Consider the following 17,274-nt stretch of genomic DNA (forward strand, 5'->3'; position numbering starts at 1 on the left):
CAATGCAGCTCGTCACCGAGGACAACATCACCGCGCTCGCCGAGCAGCGCTGGGCCACCGCGAAGGACCCGCGGACCGCGCAGCTCATGGCCGCGCTCATCCGGCACCTGCACGACTTCGCCCGCGAGGTGCGGCTCACCGAGGCCGAGTGGATGGCCGCGATTCAGTGGCTCACCGCCACCGGGCAGATCAGCGACGCCAAGCGCGAGGAGTTCATCCTGGCCTCGGACGTGCTCGGCCTGAGCATGCTCGTGGTGCAGATGAACCACCGGTTCTCCGCGGGTGCGACACCGGCGACCGTGCTCGGGCCGTTCCACATCGACGGCTCCCCCGAGCTCGGGTTCGGCGGTGACATGTCCGACGACGTGGACGGAACTCCCCTGTACCTCACCGGAAGCGTGCGTTCGCTGGACGGTTCGCCGGTGCCCGGCGCCGTGCTGGACGTCTGGCAGGCCGACGCCGAGGGCGCGTACGAGGCACAGCTCGAAGTGGACGAGGCACGGCTGCGCGGGAAGTACCGGGCCGAAGCAGATGGCACCTACTGCGTCCGCACGATCACGCCGAAGGGGTACGCGATCCCGATGGACGGGCCGGTCGGCGCGTTGATCGGACAGACCGCGATCAGCCACTTCCGGCCGGCGCACGTGCACTTCCTGCTCACCGCCGAGGGGTACGAGCCGCTGATCACGCACCTGTTCGAGGAGGGTGCCGAGTACCTCGACAGCGACGTCGTGTTCGGCACCAAGCAGGAGCTCGTGGTCAGGTTCCAGCCGCGCGAGCCCGGTCCGACGCCGGACGGCGGCACGTCCGAGGTGCCGTGGGTCCTGGCCGAGTTCGACTTCGTGTTGCAGCCGTGCGCGCCGCAGTAGTCGTTCGTCCCGGTCAGCCTCCGTCGCTCGTTGACCGGGACGAGCCCACCGGCGAGGTCGTCGTGGACGTCCTCGCCGCGCCCATCACCCCGCTGGACCGCTTGTGCGCCAGCGGCACGTCCTACTTCGGCGTGCCCGCGACGCCCTATGTGCCCGGGGTGCAGGGGATCGGGACCGTGAGCGGGCGGACGGTGTGGTTCCCCACCAGCGCCGGGATGGCTCCCGGCGACGGGAGCATGGCCGCGAAGGCGGTGGCACGGGAGGAAGACCTCGTGTTCCTGCCGGACGTCGACCCGGTCGTGATGGCCGCGCTCGGGCTGTCCGCGGTCGCCGCGCACATGGCGTTGAGCAGTCTGTCGCCGGGCGAGTCCGTGGTCGTGCTGGGCTGTGGCGCCGTTGGTCAGGCCGCGATCCAGCTCGCCCGGCTCGCCGGAGCCGGACGGGTGGTGGCCGCCGCGCGTTCGGCGGAAGGCCGTGCGCGCGGTGCGGGCGGGAGCGGACGTCGTGGTGCCGCTGGAGGACGTGGCCGAGGCCGCCCAGGACGCCGACCTGCTGATCGACCCGTTGTTCGGGGCGCCCGCCGCCGCGGCCGCCCAGGCGTTGCGCCCCGGCGGCCGGTGGGTGAACCTCGGCGGGTCGGCGGGCGAGACGAGCCCGATCACGTCGTCCACGCTGCGCAGCCGGTCGTTGCGCCTGTCCGGCTACACCAACAACGAGCTGACCGCGCGGCAGCGGGCCGACGCCATCTCCGTGATCGCCGGGTACGCGGCGGCGGGTGCGCTCACCGTCGACCACGAGGTGGTACCGCTGGCCGACGTCACCGGCGCCTGGCACCGCACCGCGCACGGCCGGGTCGTGCTGGTCGTGTAGTCCCGCACCGCCCACGGAGTGCGGAGCTGATCATGGCGTGCCAGCATGGATCAGGTGGATCGACGCGGATTTCTGAAGGTCGCGGGCCTGGCCGGTGCGAGCGCGGCGCTCGCCGGCTGTTCCTCCCCCACCACCACCCCGGTTCCGCCACCGTCCAGTTCGTCCGTTCCGAGTGGACCGCCCGACTGGACCGCTTTGCGTTCCAGGCTGTCCGGGCAGCTCGTGCTGGCCGGCGACGACGGGTTCGCGTACCAGGGCTTCAACCCCGTGTGGGACGGCCGGAAACCCGCCGCCGTCGCCAAGGTCGCCTCCGCCGCGGACGTGCAGGCGTGCGTCGAGGCGGCACGGGGACGCGTGGCCATCGCCGCCCGCAGCGGAGGTCACAGCTATGCCGGGTACTCGTCGCCGTCCGGTGGCCTGCAGGTCGACGTGCGCGGGCTGGCCGGCGTCGAGGTGCTGCCGGGTGATCAGGTCCGCGTCGGGTCCGGTGCCGCTCTCGGCGACGTGGCCGGCAAGCTGGTGGCTTCCGGCCGGTGCCTGCCGACCGGCACGTGCCCGTCCGTCGGCGTCGCCGGCCTCACGATGGGCGGTGGTATCGGCGTGCTGTCCCGCAAGTACGGGCTGACGTGCGATCACCTGGTGTCGGCAACGGTGGTGACCGCCTCCGGACAACTGGTCGCCACGTCCGCCCAGCAGGAGCCCGACCTGTTCTGGGCGTTGCGCGGTGGTGGCGGGGGCAACTTCGGGATCGTCACCGAGTTCGTGTTCGCCACGGTCCCCGCGCCGGACGTCACCGTGTTCTCGCTGTCCTATCCGGCCGGTGCCGCGGCGGACGCGCTGGGCGCGTGGCAGACCTGGATCGCCAAGGCGCCGAACGAACTGTGGTCGAACGTCGTGGTGCGTGGTGGCGCACAGCCGAGTTGCAAGATCGGCGGGTGCTTCGTCGGCTCTGTCGGTGGGCTCGCCGCGCTCGTGAACGAGCTGCCCGCGCCGGCGCAGCGGTTCATCCAGGCCCAGACCTACACGGAGGCCACGCGGTACTTCGCGGGTGGTCCGATCGCCCGCGAGTCGGCCGTGGCGTCGTCGCGCATCGTGCGTGAGCCGATCAGCGACCCCGCGCAGGCCGTGGACCTGCTGGCGGGCCAGTCCGACGAGACGTACCTGATCTTCGACGGTCTCCGCGGCGCGGTGGCCGGCGTCGCGCCGGACGCGACCGCGTTCCCGCACCGCACGGCTCTCGCGAACGTGCAGATCTACCTCAAGACGCCGCCCGAGGCCGCCGACCAGGCGCGCGGGACCCTGGCGACCATCCGCGACGGGCTCGGCGCGCTGGTCGGCGACGCCGGGTACGTCAACTACATCGACCCGCAGATGCCGCAGTGGGCGCAGGCGTACTACGGCGGCAACCTCGCCCGTCTGAAGGACGTCGCCGCCAAGTACGACCCGGACCACGTGTTCGCCTTCGCGCAGGCGGTGTCCGGGTGACCCGCTCGTGAAAACGACACGGCGGCGGATCAGGCGGCGTCCCGTGAGCAGGCGGGACGCCGCCTGAAAATCAGGGAATGCGGGCGCCCACCGCGGCGAGGGCTCGGGTGACGGGCTGGAAGAACGTCACGCCGCCCTGGCGGCAGTCGCCGCTGCCACCCGAGGTCAGGCCGATCGCGTTGCCGTTGGCGGTGAAGAGCGGTCCGCCGCTGTCGCCGCCCTCCGCGCACACGGTCGTCTGGATGAGACCGGTGACGCGTCCCTCCGGGTAGTTCACGGTGGCGTTGAGCCCGGTGACCCGACCGGCGCGCAGTCCTGTCGTGCTGCCCATCCGCTGGACCTGCGTGCCGACCCGCGCCTCGGCGGCGCGCTGGATCCGCACCTTGCGGCCGTTGCCGGTGTCGACCTCGCTGGGCGCGTCGGCGTTGCGGTCGTTGTAGGTGAGCAGGGCGAAGTCGCCGTTGCCGGGGAACGTCGAGCGCGCGACGGTCGCGGCGGCACGGCCGCCGGGGGTCAGGGAGAACTGCCTGCCCGCGGCCGTGCAGTGGCCTGCGGTGAGGATGCCGGGACGGCCGTCGTCCGTGACGACGTTGAAGCCGAGCGAACAGCGGCTGTTGCCGGCGAAGATCCCGTCGCCGCCCTCGGCGAACAGCTTGAACGTGCCCTCGGTGCGTTGCAGCCTCACCCCGGCGCCCATGCCCTTCACCGTGGACACCAGGTTGTCCCACTTGGCGCCGGTCACGGTGCTGTCGGCGGTGACCAGGACCTCGTTCGTCGACGGGTTGACGGCCCACGCGGTGCCCGGCACGGAAGCCTTCTCCCGCAACGTCTCGGTGGCCTGTGCGGGCGCCGTGCGCTGCTCCGGTGCCGCCTGGCTCGCGGTGAACGTCGCGGCGGTGATCGCCACGGCGACGAGCCCGATGGCGCCCGCGATCACCTTCGCCCGGCGGTTGTCGTCGTGGTGTTTGCCCATGTGGCGCCCTCTCGTTACCGGATCGAGATCCGCTCCTGTCTGGGAGTACGTACAGCGCCACGTTCCGGTTTAGATGAATCGTCGGCCTCAGAACGATCGGCGAACACCTGCACATGTCCTCTTAGGACGTACAGGCGAGGATGGGGGCATGAACTCGCTGTTGCTCGCCGCCGCGTTCGCCGTGGTCGTCCGGTCGCTGGCGGCGAACCGGCTGGACCGAGCATCGAGCTCGACCCCTCAGGGCCGAGAAGCTGACAAGCTCTTGGCGAAGTGGAACGCGGGGATGACGAAGCCCGACGCCAGGTAGAGGCGGTGCGCGTCGTGCCTCGGCGTACCGGAGTCGAGGTGCACGCCCGCGCAGCCCAGGCGGCGGGCCTCCTCGTCCACCCACCGCAGCAGCGCCGCCCCGTGCCCCTGCCTGCGGGCGTACGGGAGCGTGCTCAGGTCGTCGATGTAGAGGTGCGGCCCGGCGTAGAGGTTGGTCATGTGCCGGAACCCCGCCACGGCGACGACCCGGCCGTCCGCGTCGAACGAGGCGGCGATCCGGTAGCCCTCCCGCCGCTGGGCGCGCACGAGCTCGACGAACTCGTCGACGTCGGTGAGGTGCGGCCGGAGCTCGCGCATCGCATCGAAGGCGAGGGCGGTGTCCGCGCCGTCCAGCTCGGCGATCGCGAGGGTGTGCTGAGTGGTCATGCTGATGATGTTCGCCGAACAAGTGGCCTCTAAGAATACCCAGTGCAGGGATAAACCAAGAGGCCACTTGCCACGGAGCCTACGGGGTCAGGTTGATGCCCCACGTGTCGATCGTGCCGACGTCGGACGCCGCGAGGTCGCGGACGCGGAGCTTCCACGTGCCGTTGGCGGTCTCGCCCGACAAGTTGGCCGTGAAGGTGCGGTCGATGTTGTCCGCGGAACCACCCGAGCGGTTGTGCAGTGTGTACGCCGAGCCGTCCGGCGCGATCAGGGCCACCGTCAGGTCGCCGACGTACGGGTGGACGATCCGCACCGTCACCACCGAGCTGGCGGACGGCGTCGCGGAACACCCGGCGATCACGACGTCGCTGTCGACCGCGGCGCCCGCGTCCGGGATGGCGACGTCGCTGGGGTTGGTGCCGGTGCAACTGCCGCCACCGCCGCCCGTGACGGTCAGCGAGTAGGTGGCCGTGCGGGAGGCCGAGCCGGCCGCCGTGATCGTCACCGGGTATGTGCCCGCCGCGACGGACGCCGTGGTGCTGATGGTGAGCGTCGAGGCCGATCCCGTCTGGACGGACGCCGGGCTGAAGGAAGCCGTTGCGCCGGAAGGAAGTCCGGACGCGGACAGCTGCACGGTCTGCGGGTCACCGCTGACCGTCGCGGTGCCGACGGTGGCCGAGACCGATGAGCCCGCCGCCACCGAACCGGACGTGGGCGACACCGACACGGAGAAGTCCGCGCCCGGCGTACCGGTGCCGACAGCGGACTTCCACAGGGTGTAGGCGATGCCGTCGACCGCGCGGTTGAGGTGCGTGTCGCTGATGTTCGCGACGGTGTCGCAGGACGCGTGGTAGCAGGGGTCGAACGCGGCACCCGAGGTACCGCCCCACTTCGTCGCCTGCGCCGCCGTCTTGCGGGCGCTCGCACCCATCGCGTAGCCGGACGCGGGGATGCCCGCGTTGGTGAAGGACGCGTCGTCGGAACGGTTGCGGCCCTCGGTGTTCTCCTCCGGCTGCAGGCCCAGGGAGTCCCAGTACGCCTTCATGTGCGTGGACTGCGCCGAGGTGATGTTGTTGATGAAGTAGCCGCCGTTGGTCGAGGCCACCATGTCGAAGTTGTAGTAGGTCTTGATCTTCGTGCGCTCGGTGGACGGGAGCTGCGAGACGTAGAAGCGCGAGCCGTTGAGGCCCTGCTCCTCGTCGGTCCACCAGCCGAAGCGGACCTTGTTCAGCATCGACGGGTTGGTGCGCGAGAGCACGAGCGCGGTCTCCAGCAACGCCGACGAGCCCGAGGCGTTGTCGTTGATGCCGGGACCCGCGGACACGCCGTCGAGGTGGGCGCCGAACATGTAGACGTTGTTCGCGTTGCCGCCGGGCCACTCCGCGATCACGTTCGGACCGGCACCGGTGGTGCAGCCCGAGGTGCAGGGCTGCTCGGTGACGCTGAAGCCCGCCGCGGTGAGCTTGTCCTTCACGTACGTCACCGACGCGCGGTAGCCCGCCGAGGTCGAACGCCGGTTGCCGCCGTTCTGCGAGGCGATCGTGCCGAACGCGGTCAGGTGCGCCTTGACCGCGTTGATGTCGATGTCCGGGATCTGCGGACCGGTGCCGCCGGTGACCGTCAGCGTGTAGGTCGCGGTCTTGGTCGTGCCGCCCGCGGCCCGGACGGTGATCGGGTAGGTGCCCGACGAGATCGACGCCGTGGTGCTGATCGACAGGGTGGAGTTCGTGCCCGTCGTGATGGAGGAAGGGCTGAACGACGCGGTGGCGCCGGAGGGCAGGCCGGTCGCGGTCAGCGCGACGGTCTGCGCCTGGCCCGCCGTGGTCTGGGTCTGGACGGTCGTCGAGGCCGCCGAGCCCGCCGCCACCGAACCGGAGGCGGGTGAGACGGCGACGGAGAAGTCGTTCGCCGGGGTGGAGCCGCCGAGGTTCAGCGACCACGCGTCGATCCGGCCGACGTCGTTGTTCGCGTTGTCGTTGACCCGCAGCTTCCACGTGCCGTTCGAGGTCTCGCCCGACAGGTCGACGGTGTAGGTCTGGTCGATGTTGTCCGCGGAACCGCCGGAGCGGTTGTGCAGGACGTAGGCGGAGCCGTCCGGGGCTACCAGGCTGACCTGGAGGTCACCGACGTAGGTGTGGACGATCTTCACCGGCACCGTGGCGGTCGCGGACGGGGCCGAGGCGCAGTCGGAGATGACGATCGAAGACTCGACGGTCGTGTTGTCGCCGATCGACACGTCGCTTTCGTTGGTGCCGGAACACCCGGCCAGTGCGGCGGGCGCGGCCGATGCGGGGACTGCCAGCGCTGCCACGGTCATCGACACCAGTGCTGTGGCGAGCAGAGATCTTCTTCTTCGCACAGTCGGGCTCCTTCGCAGGGATGCAGGGTCACGCGACCGTAGCCGTCGAAGTCGCGGCCGACATCCGGTCGTTCGGATGGTTGTCACCACGATCGACGTGCGGTGATCCACCGATGTCCGTTTTCACTTTTAAGTCACGGCTTCCGTTGCGCCATCGGAGGGATAGCGTCGGAGAACCCGGCCGGAAGGAGACATCGATGTCGCTCTCGCCAGACACGCCTCCTGGCTTCGCGGACGCCCTGCGCGCGGCCGTCGCGGCACGCGGCCTGTCGCTGGAACGGATCCGCGACCACCTCGCCCGCCGCGGGGTGTCGGTCAGCCTCGCGACGCTGAGCTACTGGCAGACGGGCCGCAGCCGTCCGGAACGCCGTGCGTCGCTCACGGCGGTCGGTCATCTCGAAGAGGTGCTGGTTCTCGAACCCGGTGCGTTGTCGGAACTTCTCGGTCCCGCACAGCGCGGAAGCCGTCGTGAGGCGGGCACGATCAGCGCGTTCTGGCCGGTGCCGTCGGTGATAGACGACGTTGTCGGCGGGGTCGACACGCGCTGGGACTCGCGGCTGACCCGGATCAGCCAGCACGACCGCGTGACGGTCGGGCCGGAGCGCGGCGAACGGTCGTACGTGTCGCGGCAGGTGCTGCGGGCCGAGGAGGACGGGCCGGACCGCTGGGTGGTGATCCTGCACCTCGACGAGCACGACCGGCCGTTGCCGTCGATCAGGCCGCTGCACAACTGCCGGCTCGGACGCGTCGTGACCCGGCCGTCTGAGGGACTTCTCGTGGCGGAGCTGATGTTCCGGGCGCCGTTGCGCCGGGGGCAGACCGTGATCACCGAGCACGAGCTGGTCAACCAGGCGCCGTATCCGCCGGCCACCAACTACTCCCGCAAGTTCCGCCGGCCTGTGCACGAGTACGTCCTGGAGATCACCTTCGACGCCTCGGCGCTGCCCCGCTCCTGCCGCCGGGTCGTCCGGGACGCGGACGGCGGGCGGCAGTCGTCCGGGGTGCGGGTGGACGAGGGCGACTCGGTGCTGGGCGTCGCCCTGAAGTTCGGGCCCGGCTGCTACGGGTTCGAGTGGACCTGGTGAGCGGTCGCCCACCAGGTCCACCCCCTTGCTAGACCGTGAGCGACCAACTGCTCAGGACGCCCGTGTCACCGGGGCCGTTGTCCCCGATGCGCAACGTCCAGGTGCCGCTCGCGGTCTCCCCTGCACCGGGGACCACGGTGAACGCCTTGCCCGCCGGGAACGGGTGGCAGCTGTAGCCGCCACCGGGCGTGCGCATCAGCGCGTACGCGCGGCCGCTCGGCGCGACGAGCGTGACGTTCAGGTCTTCCAGGCACGTGTGGGTGGCGTCCACCTTGACCGTGATGGGGTTCGTGGCGGAGCCCGTGGCGGTGGATCGCACCGCGCTGATCGCCACCTGGAAGTCACGGATCGGGTAGTCCGTGTCGTTGGTGAACGTGCGGGTGTTGCCGGACGACGTGCGCGCGTTGAGTTCAGCCGACGGCTTCGACTGGTTCCCGGCCGCGTCCACCGCACGGACGGAGAACGTGTACGCGGTGTCGGCGTTCAGACCGGTCACGGTCGCGGTGGTGCCCGTGACCGTTGTGGCGACGGCGCTGCCGTTGAGCACCTCGTAGCCCGTCACGCCGACGTTGTCGGTCGAGGCGTTCCAGGCCAGCGAGACGCTCGACGCCGTGACGCCGGTCGACCGGAGGTTGTCCGGTGCGGTCGGCGGTTCCGCGTCCGCGGTGCCCGGCCGGGTGCGGGCGCTGACGGCCGCACTGGCCGCCGACGCGTTGCCCGCGGCGTCCTTGGCCTTGATGGTGAACGTGTAGTCGTTGTCCGCCCTGAGACCGCTCACGGTCGCCGTGGTGCCGGTGACCGCGGTGGCGAGCGTGCTGCCGTTGTAGACGTCGTAACCCGTCACGCCGACGTTGTCCGTCGAGGCGTCCCACGCCAGCGAGACGCTCGACGCGGTGGTGCCGGTCGAGCGGGCGTTGCCCGGAACGCTGGGCGCCGTGGTGTCGTTCGAGCCTCCGGTCACCAGGGTCAGGTTCCACTTGCGCAGGGCCTCGTCGACCGGCTGGAAGATCGACAGGTCGGCGTCGTTGGTCGGGTTCTGCACGCACTGCGACGGGCCGCCGTCGTGCAGGCCGACCGCCTTGTCGCCGAGCAGCCACGCGCCGCCGGAGTCACCGCCCTTGGAGCACGCGGTCGTCCAGGTGAGGCCCTCGATCACCAGGCCACCGCCGTAGTCCACGGCCTTGTTGGTGTACTTGACCTCGCCGCACTGCCACTTCGAGGTGTTACCGGAGTGGCAGACGCGGTCGCCGACCATCGCCTCGGCCGAGCCGGTCACCGTGATCGCGGGCTGGCCCCAGGTGTTGACCGCCGCGGACAGGGTCCAGCCGGCCTCGGTCACCGCGACCACGCCCATGTCGCCCTCGCGGGCGTTCACGCTGCGGGAGCCGCCGACGTTCGAGGTGCCGATCCTGTTCTGCTGCCCCGACTGCCCGTACGCGGCCTGGTTGGCGTCGTTCGTGCAGTGCCCGGCGGTGAGGAAGTGCTTGCCGCCGTTTGCGTCCGTAGCGGCGAACCCGATCGAGCAGTTCGACTCCGACCCCGGCCACCACGGGCTGCCGGCCTGCACGGTGCCGGCCTGCTGGCGTTGCTGGGAGGTGGTCTCCGAGACGTGGACACCGTCGCCGAGCGCGCGCACCTTCTCCAGGAACCGTTCGGTGGCTTCGGTTCTGCGCGTGGTGTTGACCGTGACGTCGACCTGGTTGTCGCGCACGTCGACACCCCAGCTGTACACACCGGGAACGCCGTCACCGATCAGCTTCTTGACGTCGCCGAGCAACTTCTCCAGGTCTGCGGCGCTGCGTCGCACCACAACGGCGTTGATGCCCTCGGCGCGTGCTTGCCGTGCTGCTTGCTCGTCCGGCACGGCGACGGTGAGCTTTCCCGCCGCCGAGTCGAACCAGTGGCCGGCGAGCTGGCCGCGCAGGCCCTGAGACAGGCCCTTGAACCGCTGGTGTGCCTCGTCCTGCTGCTGGGCGCGGACGTCCGGCTGGACGGCGGCCGCGTTCGGAACGGCTGTGAACGCACCGATCGTCAGGACCGATCCGCACGCGGCAGCGATGATTTTGCTGCGCATTCGCATGAGTGGGACTCCTTCAAAAGGCAGGGTGCGGAAACGGTATTCCGGCCTGCCTCGAAGGCGCATTGTTTAACTGTTCAGTCAGCGCGGCCAGCGCACGTGCTCGTCGTTGATGCGGAACTCGTGGGCGTGCGTCCACACAACGCCCTCGGCGTCACGATGTTCATGCTCGACCACTTCCGGATCGTGCGTGGGCCAGAACTTCACGGCGATCACCGCGGCCGCGGCGGTCACCGCGCCGAGAACGAGGAAGGCCGTGGCCGTGCTCGCGGACGTCGCCACCCAGCCGGCGAGCGGATAGCAGAGCAGCCAGCAGGCGTGGGACAGCGCGAAGTCCGCGGCGAACAACGCCGGGCGGTCCGCGGGATCGGCGGAGCGGCGCAGGAGACGCGCTCCCGGCGTGAGGGCGAGCGAACAACCGGCACCGATCAACGCCCACAACACCAGCAACGTCTGCCAGTGCCCGGCGAGCACGGTCCCCGCGAACAGCACGACGACCAGCAGGATCGCCGCGCGCAGCACCACGGCGCGGTCCGCGAACCGGTCGAGGAGCCTGGGCAGGGTGAGTGCCGCGACGAGCGATCCCATGCCGTTCGCGGCCAGTGCGACGGCGACGTCGGACGCGTCGCGGCCGAGGCCGTCCCGCACGTGCGCCACGGTGTTCACGAACACCATCGAGCCCGCGGCCGCTGCAGCGAGGTGCACGGCGAGAAGCCCGCGCAACCGCGGGGTGGCGAGGTAGATGCGGATGCCCCGGGTGGTGGTGTCGTACCAGTCACCGTTGCGCGGCAACGATTTCGGCCGTGGCAGAGCGACGGAGAGCACGAGCAGGGCCGACGCCGCGAAGCCGAGAGCGGTGCCGAGGAACAGCTCTTGGAAGCTCACCAACGCCAGAGCCGCGGCGGCGAGCGCCGGGCTGAGAAGGCTCTCCAGGTCGTAGGCCGTGCGCGACAACGTGATCGCGCGGGTGTACTCCCGTTCGTCGGGAAGGACTTCGGGAATCGTCGCCTGGAACAACGGCGTGAACGCGGCGGATCCGGCCTGCAGCAGGAAGATCAGCACGTAGACCTGCCACACCTCGCCGACCCACGGCAGCATCGCCGCGACCGCGACGCGGACGAGGTCCAGCGCCACCAGCACCGCTCGGCGCGGCAGCGCGCCGAGCACCGCCGTGGCGATCGGCGCCACCGTGACGTAGGCGATCATCTTGATCGCCAGCGCCGTGCCGAGCACCGCGCCCGCCTCGGACCCGGCCAGGTCGTACGCCAGCAGGCCGAGCGCGACGGTCGCCAGTCCCGTACCGGTCAGCGCCACGACCTGGGCGCCGAACAGATTCCGGTAGACGGGATTGCGCAGCACGGAAATCACGGCGGAACTATAAGCACGAGAACAGGTTTGCGTCGACGGTGCAACAGCCGAACACTGGCAACAGCAATGAACTCACATTAATTCGCTGTAGGATTTTTCCGTGCCCACCCCGTACGACGCCGTCGCCTCGCTGTACGCCGAACTGTTCAGCGACATGCTCGACACCAGGCCCCTCGACCGCGCGATGCTGGCCGCGTTCGCCGAACTGACCGACGGCCCGGTGGCGGACCTCGGCTGCGGTCCCGGTCACCTGACCGCGCACCTGCACTCGCTCGGGCTGGACGTCTTCGGCCTCGACCTCTCCCCCGCGATGATCGCCCTCGCCCGCGAGGCGCACCCGGAACTGAGGTTCGACCAGGGGTCGATGACCGCGCTGGACCTCGGTGACGGGGTTCTCGGTGGCATCCTGGCGTTCTACTCGGTCATCCACATGCCGCCGCACGAGCTCCCGGCCGTGTTCGCGGAGTTCTTCCGCGTGCTGGCTCCGGGAGGCCACCTGCTGCTGGGGTTCTTCGCGGGTGACGATCCCGAGCCGCAGGAGTTCGACCACAAGGTGACGCTCGCCTACCGCTGGTCCCCGTCCACCCTGGCGGAACTGCTGGGGAAGGCCGGTTTCGCCGAGGTCGGTCGGCTGGTGCGGGAACCGATCGACGGCGAACGGTTCCTGCAGGCCCAGCTGCTGGTCCGCAAGCCCTAGTAGAGCGTCGCGGCTTAGCTGTGCTGCGTTGAGTCGCGCACGGGGCTGGGCGGCCTGGCCTGGTCGGTCGTTACCGAAGCCCGGATGGTCGCGCGCTCACGCACGTCGCCGCCGAGTTGGCGGCAGAAAACTGCCGGCGCAAACGTTTGCTGATCACCCCAACTACCGCCAACCGCGCAGGTGACAGCCATGAGAGCGCGATCTTCATGATCGAAAATCAGCAACCTGCCGCCATCGCTATCCCAAGAGATAGCCGCGACGCTCTACTAGCGGAAGACGACCGTGCCGTTGCCGTTGAGCAGGACGCGGTGTTCGCAATGCCAGCGGACGGCCCGCGACAGGGCGAGTGCCTCGGCGTCGCGGCCCGCGGCGGTCAGCGCACGCGGGTCGTAGGAGTGGTCGACGCGCAGGACCTCCTGCTCGATGATCGGGCCCTCGTCGAGGTCCGGGGTGACGTAGTGGGCAGTCGCGCCCACGTACTTCACGCCGCGGTCGTAGGCCTGGTGGTAGGGCTTGGCGCCCTTGAAGCCCGGCAGGAACGAGTGGTGGATGTTGATCACCCGGCCTGCGAGCTTCGAGCACAGGTCGTTCGACAGCACCTGCATGTACCGCGCCAGCACCACCAGGTCGGCCTGGTACTCCTCGACGAGCTCGACCAGCCGCTGTTCGGCGGCGTGCTTGGTGTCGGCGGTGTTCGGCACGTGCACGAAGTCGAGGCCCGCCGCCTCCGCCATCGGACGCAGGTCCTCGTGGTTGGACACGACGGCGGCGATCTCCCCGCCCAGACTGCCCGCGCGCCACCGGAACAGCAGGTCGTTCAGGCAGTGTCCGGCCTTCGAGACCATCACGAGGACGCGCGGCGGCCGGTCGTCCCACAGGTCGAAGTCCATCTCGAACTGGCTCGCGACCTTCGCGAACTCCGTGGCGAGGTCGTCGGCGTTCGAGGAGTCGCACGAGAACGCGGTGCGCAGGAACAGCTTCCCGCGCACGTCGTCGTCGAACTGCTGGTGCTGGACGATGTCGCAGCCGTGGTCGACCAGGAACGACGTGACGGCGTGCACGATGCCCGCCCGCTCCGGGCAGTGGAGGGTCAGCGTGAACTGGGGCATCACGCCACCGCCAGGTACTCGGCGCAGGCGTCGCTGAGCCACGCCGCGAAGTACTCGGCGAACGACGACCGCACCAGGATCGCGTACCGGTCCTCGCCGGTCACCTGCAGGACGATTCCCGTCCTGGCGAGGAGTGTCTGCACGCAAGTGCCGACGGGAGCCGAAGACGGGTGCAGGTCCACGGAACATCCGTGAGCCAGCACTTGCCGGACGAGCGGCCCTTGAAGGACCACGGTCGTGCGCTGAGCCGAAGTGTCCACAACGGACCCTCTGACAGTCCCGAGCGCGCCACGCAACACCTCCTCGATCGTGACCTGCAGGCCGGGCGGGGTCGTGACGAGGAACTCGTCAGGTCCGAGCCAGAGCACCTCGACGTCCCCGAATGGTCCGGTGCCGGAGGTGGAAGTGCAAGCAGTGGAAGGGAACGGAACTCCGAGCGCCGATCCCATCGCCGCGATGGCGTCCGGGTCGGACACGCGGACGGTGAGCTGCGAGCGGAACGGCACCTCGGCGACGTCCAGCACCGGGGCGAGCGCCGCCAGCCGGTCATGCCAGGCAGCGAGGGGACTAACCGTCACGACGGGCTCCTTCCTTGTCGTACAGCACGGATTCGGTGACGGTCACCGGCACGAGCGAGTCCTCGACGGGCACGTACAGCGTCTCGCCGATGCGTTCGTGACCGGAGCGCACCAGCGCCAGCGCGAACGTCCGGCCCAGAGCGGCACTCGGGTAGCTGGACGTGACGTGGCCGAGCATCCGCACCGGTGGTTCGGGCAGCCGGTCGGTCTCCACGATCTGCGACCCCTCCGGCAGCAGCACGGCCGGATCGACGGGCAGGAGCCCCACGAGCTGCTTGCGGTCCGTGCGGTTGTTCTCGGCACGGGCGAACGAGCGCTTGCCGATGAAGTCGGGCTTCTTCTTCGACACCGCCCACGACATGCCCAGGTCCTGCGGCGTGACCGTCGCATCGGTCTCCTGCCCGATGATCGGGTAGCCCTTCTCGGCGCGGAGCACGTGCATGGTCTCGGTGCCGTACGGCGTGATCCCGTACTGCTTCCCCGCCGCCATCAACGCCTCCCACACGGCGATGCCGTGCCACGCGGTCACGTTGATCTCGTAGGCCAGCTCGCCGGAGAAGCTGATCCGGCACACCCGCGCCGGCACACCGGCGACCTCCGTGTCGCGCCAGGTCATGAACTCGAACGCCTCGTTGGAGACGTCCAGCGAAGGGGCCACCGCGGCCAGCACGTCCCGCGATCGCGGGCCCACCAGCGGGATCGTGGCCCAGTGCTCGGTGACCGAGGTGCAGTGCACGTCGAGGTGCGGCCACTCCGTCTGCAGCCACTCCTCCATCCAGTCGAGGATCTTGGCCGCGTTGCCGGTGGTCGTGGTGACCAGGTACCGCTCCTCGCCGACCCGGATCACGGTGCCGTCGTCGATCACCATCCCGTCGACGCCGCACATCACGCCGTAGCGGATCCTGCCGACCTTCAGCGTGCTCATCATGTTCGTGTAGAGCATGTCCAGGAACTTGCCGGCGTCACGGCCCTGCACGTCGATCTTGCCGAGCGTCGAGCCGTCCATCATGCCGACGCTCTCGCGCGTGGCCCTGCACTCGCGCAGCACGGCCGTGTGCAGGTCTTCACCGTCCCGCGGGTAGTACCAGGGCCGCTTCCACTGGCCGACGTCCTCGAACAACGCCCCGTGCGCCACGTGCCACGGGTGGATCGACGTGACGCGCACCGGGTCGTGCAGCGCGCCGCGGTCCCGCCCGGCCAGCGCGGCGAACGACACCGACGTGAACGGCGGGCGGAACGTCGTGGGCCGCTGCTCGGCCAGCTCGACGCCCAGCTCCTCCGCGACGATGCCCGCGGCGATCATGCCGGACGTCTTGCCCTGGTCGTGCGCGGTGCCGATGGTCGTGTAGCGCTTGACGTGCTCGAGTGACCGCAGACCCGCGCCGGTCGCCCGCAGCACGTCCGCCACGGTCGAGTCCCGTTGCAGGTCGACGAAGCTCACGTCCTCGTTGCCCGGCACCCGCCACAGCACCAGGCCGGAACGGGCCGTGCAGCGCGAGTCCGACACCGGCAGCGGAACCTGGCCGCCCCGTGTGAACCCGGCGGCGGCCGCGGCTTGCGCACCGGCGTCCCGGCCCTGCCGCGCACACGCGCCGAAGTCCAGTTCGCCGGTCGCGGATCCGACGACCCGCACGGTGGGAAGTTCCTCGCCCGGCACGAAAGCACCGAGTTCGGCGTCGTAGCGCAGCTTGCCGCGCGCCTGGCTGAACAGGCTCACCACCGGGTTCCAGCCGCCCGACACCAGGACGGTGTCGCAGGCGACGGTGACGTCCGGCGAGGTGACGGCCAGCGGAGCGATCCGCACCCCGGTCACCCGGCTCTCGCCCTCGGTCCCGACGACCACGTGTCCGGCGCGGACCTCGATGCCCCGCGCCGCGCACTCCGCCGCCAGCCGGGCAGGGGTCTCCGGGCGGGCGTCCGCGATCAGCGCGATGTCCACACCGGACTCGGCCAGGTCGATCGCCGCGCAGTACGCGCTGTCGTTGGTGGTGAACACGACCGCCCGCGAGCCGGGCAGCACGCCGTAGCGGTGCAGGAACGTGCGGGCCGACGAGGCGAGCACGATCCCCGGCCGGTCGTTGTCGGCGAAGGCCACGGGACGTTCGTGGGCGCCGGTGGCGAGCACGGTCTGCCGCGTCCTGATCCGCCACACCCGCTGGCGGGCGACCGAGGCCGGCGCCGCGAACCCGAGGTGGTCGGTGCGCTTCTGCAGCGCCAGCACGAACCCGTCCTGGTACATGCCGAACGCCGTGGTGCGCTCCAGCACCAGCACACCCGGCGTGCTCCTCAGCTCCGCCACGACGTCCGCGACCCACTCGGCGGACGGCCGGTCGTCCAGGTACTCGTCCACGCCCAGCAGCGCGCCACCGGCCTGGTTCTGCTCGTCGACCAGCACCACCCGCGCGCCGCTGCGAGCGGCGGTCAGCGCCGCGACCAGACCGGCGGGCCCGGCGCCGACGACCAGCACGTCGCAGTGCTCGTGCTTGGCGTCGTAGCGCGCCGGGTCCGGTTCGGCCGACAGCCGGCCCTGACCCGCCAGCCCGCGCGCCACCAGACCGTCGTACAGCTCGACGGTCGTGGCGAGCAGCATCGGCTCGGAGAACGGTGCCTCGACCTGCACCAGTGACGTCGGGTCCTCGGACCCGGCCGCGACGATGCCCCGCGGTCGGCCGAGCTTCACGCTGCTGCCGATCTCGTGCACCCCGTGAGCGAGCAACGCCGACGCGAGCGTGTCGCCGGGGTGCCCGGTGTACGGGCGGCCGTTGAAGGTGAAGTGCAGCGAGGTGTTCCGGTCGATCGAACCACCGGTCGGGGTGCGGAAGGTCATTCGGTCACCTCGGGCATGGGCTCGCCCACGCGGTAGACGGCCAGCAGGTCGTGGGTACGGGTGTCGCGGACGGCGTTGAACCACCGCCGGCATCCGGCGTGGTGGCTCCAGCGCTCGGCGAACGGGCCGCTCGGGTTCTCCCGGAAGAACACGTACTGCGCCCACTGCTCGTCGGTCAGCGCGGACGGGTCCTCGGGGTACGCGACGTGGGCCTGGCCGCCGTAGTGGAACTCCGCTTCCTCGCGCGGGCCGCACCACGGACACGGGATGAGTTGCATGCCTGC

The 17,274-nt window shown here is 70.4% G+C and carries 14 protein-coding genes; 5 read left to right on the forward strand and 9 right to left on the reverse strand.

The features are described 5' to 3' along the window. The first annotated feature begins 2 nt into the window (after window positions 1-2). The 3 genes from SK571_RS10610 (at window position 3) to SK571_RS10620 (ending at window position 3,224) form a co-directional block, all read left to right on the forward strand. On the forward strand, window positions 3-869 hold the full coding sequence (locus SK571_RS10610; protein ID WP_319983855.1) for a dioxygenase family protein: 867 nt from the start codon (window positions 3-5) through the stop codon (window positions 867-869). 387 nt (window positions 870-1,256) lie between these two features. Further along, entirely contained in the window at window positions 1,257-1,739 is a 483-nt protein-coding gene (locus SK571_RS10615; protein ID WP_319983856.1) for a zinc-binding dehydrogenase, read from the forward strand. A gap of 45 nt (window positions 1,740-1,784) precedes the next feature. Further along, complete coding sequence (locus SK571_RS10620) at window positions 1,785-3,224, forward strand: FAD-binding oxidoreductase (protein WP_319983857.1); 1,440 nt, start codon at window positions 1,785-1,787, stop codon at window positions 3,222-3,224. Between the two features lie 70 nt (window positions 3,225-3,294). On the opposite strand, the gene SK571_RS10625 is transcribed toward SK571_RS10620, so the two are convergent. The 3 genes from SK571_RS10625 to SK571_RS10635 form a co-directional block, all read right to left on the reverse strand. Then, the gene (locus SK571_RS10625) at window positions 3,295-4,197 is read right to left on the reverse strand and encodes a S1 family peptidase (protein WP_319983858.1); all 903 of its coding nucleotides are present in this window, start codon (window positions 4,195-4,197) and stop codon (window positions 3,295-3,297) included. A gap of 237 nt (window positions 4,198-4,434) precedes the next feature. Next, complete coding sequence (locus tag SK571_RS10630; protein ID WP_319983859.1) at window positions 4,435-4,890, reverse strand: GNAT family N-acetyltransferase; 456 nt, start codon at window positions 4,888-4,890, stop codon at window positions 4,435-4,437. A gap of 79 nt (window positions 4,891-4,969) precedes the next feature. Further along, the gene (locus tag SK571_RS10635; RefSeq protein WP_319983860.1) at window positions 4,970-7,249 is read right to left on the reverse strand and encodes a proprotein convertase P-domain-containing protein; all 2,280 of its coding nucleotides are present in this window, start codon (window positions 7,247-7,249) and stop codon (window positions 4,970-4,972) included. A 197-nt stretch (window positions 7,250-7,446) separates the two neighbouring features. Here SK571_RS10635 and SK571_RS10640 point away from each other — a divergent pair, with 197 nt between their 5' ends. Next, on the forward strand, window positions 7,447-8,334 hold the full coding sequence (locus tag SK571_RS10640; protein ID WP_319983861.1) for an XRE family transcriptional regulator: 888 nt from the start codon (window positions 7,447-7,449) through the stop codon (window positions 8,332-8,334). Between the two features lie 28 nt (window positions 8,335-8,362). On the opposite strand, the gene SK571_RS10645 is transcribed toward SK571_RS10640, so the two are convergent. Both SK571_RS10645 and SK571_RS10650 read right to left on the reverse strand, forming a co-directional pair. Then, window positions 8,363-10,408 (reverse strand): fibronectin type III domain-containing protein, encoded by a 2,046-nt coding sequence (locus SK571_RS10645; protein ID WP_319983862.1) that lies wholly within the window; start codon window positions 10,406-10,408, stop codon window positions 8,363-8,365. A gap of 84 nt (window positions 10,409-10,492) precedes the next feature. Further along, window positions 10,493-11,779, reverse strand: a complete 1,287-nt coding sequence (locus SK571_RS10650) for an MFS transporter (protein ID WP_319983863.1) — start codon at window positions 11,777-11,779, stop codon at window positions 10,493-10,495. A 154-nt stretch (window positions 11,780-11,933) separates the two neighbouring features. Between SK571_RS10650 and SK571_RS10655 the strand changes: the two genes are divergently transcribed. Beyond that, complete coding sequence (locus SK571_RS10655) at window positions 11,934-12,476, forward strand: class I SAM-dependent methyltransferase (protein WP_319984027.1); 543 nt, start codon at window positions 11,934-11,936, stop codon at window positions 12,474-12,476. Window positions 12,477-12,742: 266 nt separating this feature from the next. Here SK571_RS10655 and purU read toward each other — a convergent pair whose 3' ends face one another. Genes purU through SK571_RS10675 form a run of 4 tightly spaced genes read right to left on the reverse strand, consistent with a single transcriptional unit; the run spans window position 12,743 to window position 17,268 of the window. Beyond that, the gene (gene purU / locus SK571_RS10660) at window positions 12,743-13,585 is read right to left on the reverse strand and encodes a formyltetrahydrofolate deformylase (RefSeq protein WP_319983864.1); all 843 of its coding nucleotides are present in this window, start codon (window positions 13,583-13,585) and stop codon (window positions 12,743-12,745) included. Continuing rightward, entirely contained in the window at window positions 13,585-14,163 is a 579-nt protein-coding gene (locus SK571_RS10665) for a sarcosine oxidase subunit gamma (RefSeq protein ID WP_319983865.1), read from the reverse strand. Before SK571_RS10665 ends, purU begins: the two co-directional genes overlap by 1 nt. Beyond that, window positions 14,153-16,990: a 2Fe-2S iron-sulfur cluster-binding protein gene (locus tag SK571_RS10670; protein WP_319983866.1), complete on the reverse strand. Its 2,838-nt coding sequence runs from the start codon at window positions 16,988-16,990 to the stop codon at window positions 14,153-14,155. Before SK571_RS10670 ends, SK571_RS10665 begins: the two co-directional genes overlap by 11 nt. Then, complete coding sequence (locus SK571_RS10675; protein ID WP_319983867.1) at window positions 16,987-17,268, reverse strand: sarcosine oxidase subunit delta; 282 nt, start codon at window positions 17,266-17,268, stop codon at window positions 16,987-16,989. Before SK571_RS10675 ends, SK571_RS10670 begins: the two co-directional genes overlap by 4 nt. Between the last annotated feature and the right edge of the window lie 6 nt (window positions 17,269-17,274).

Source organism: Lentzea kristufekii (assembly GCF_033949925.1).
Lineage (GTDB): Bacteria > Actinomycetota > Actinomycetes > Mycobacteriales > Pseudonocardiaceae > Lentzea > Lentzea kristufekii.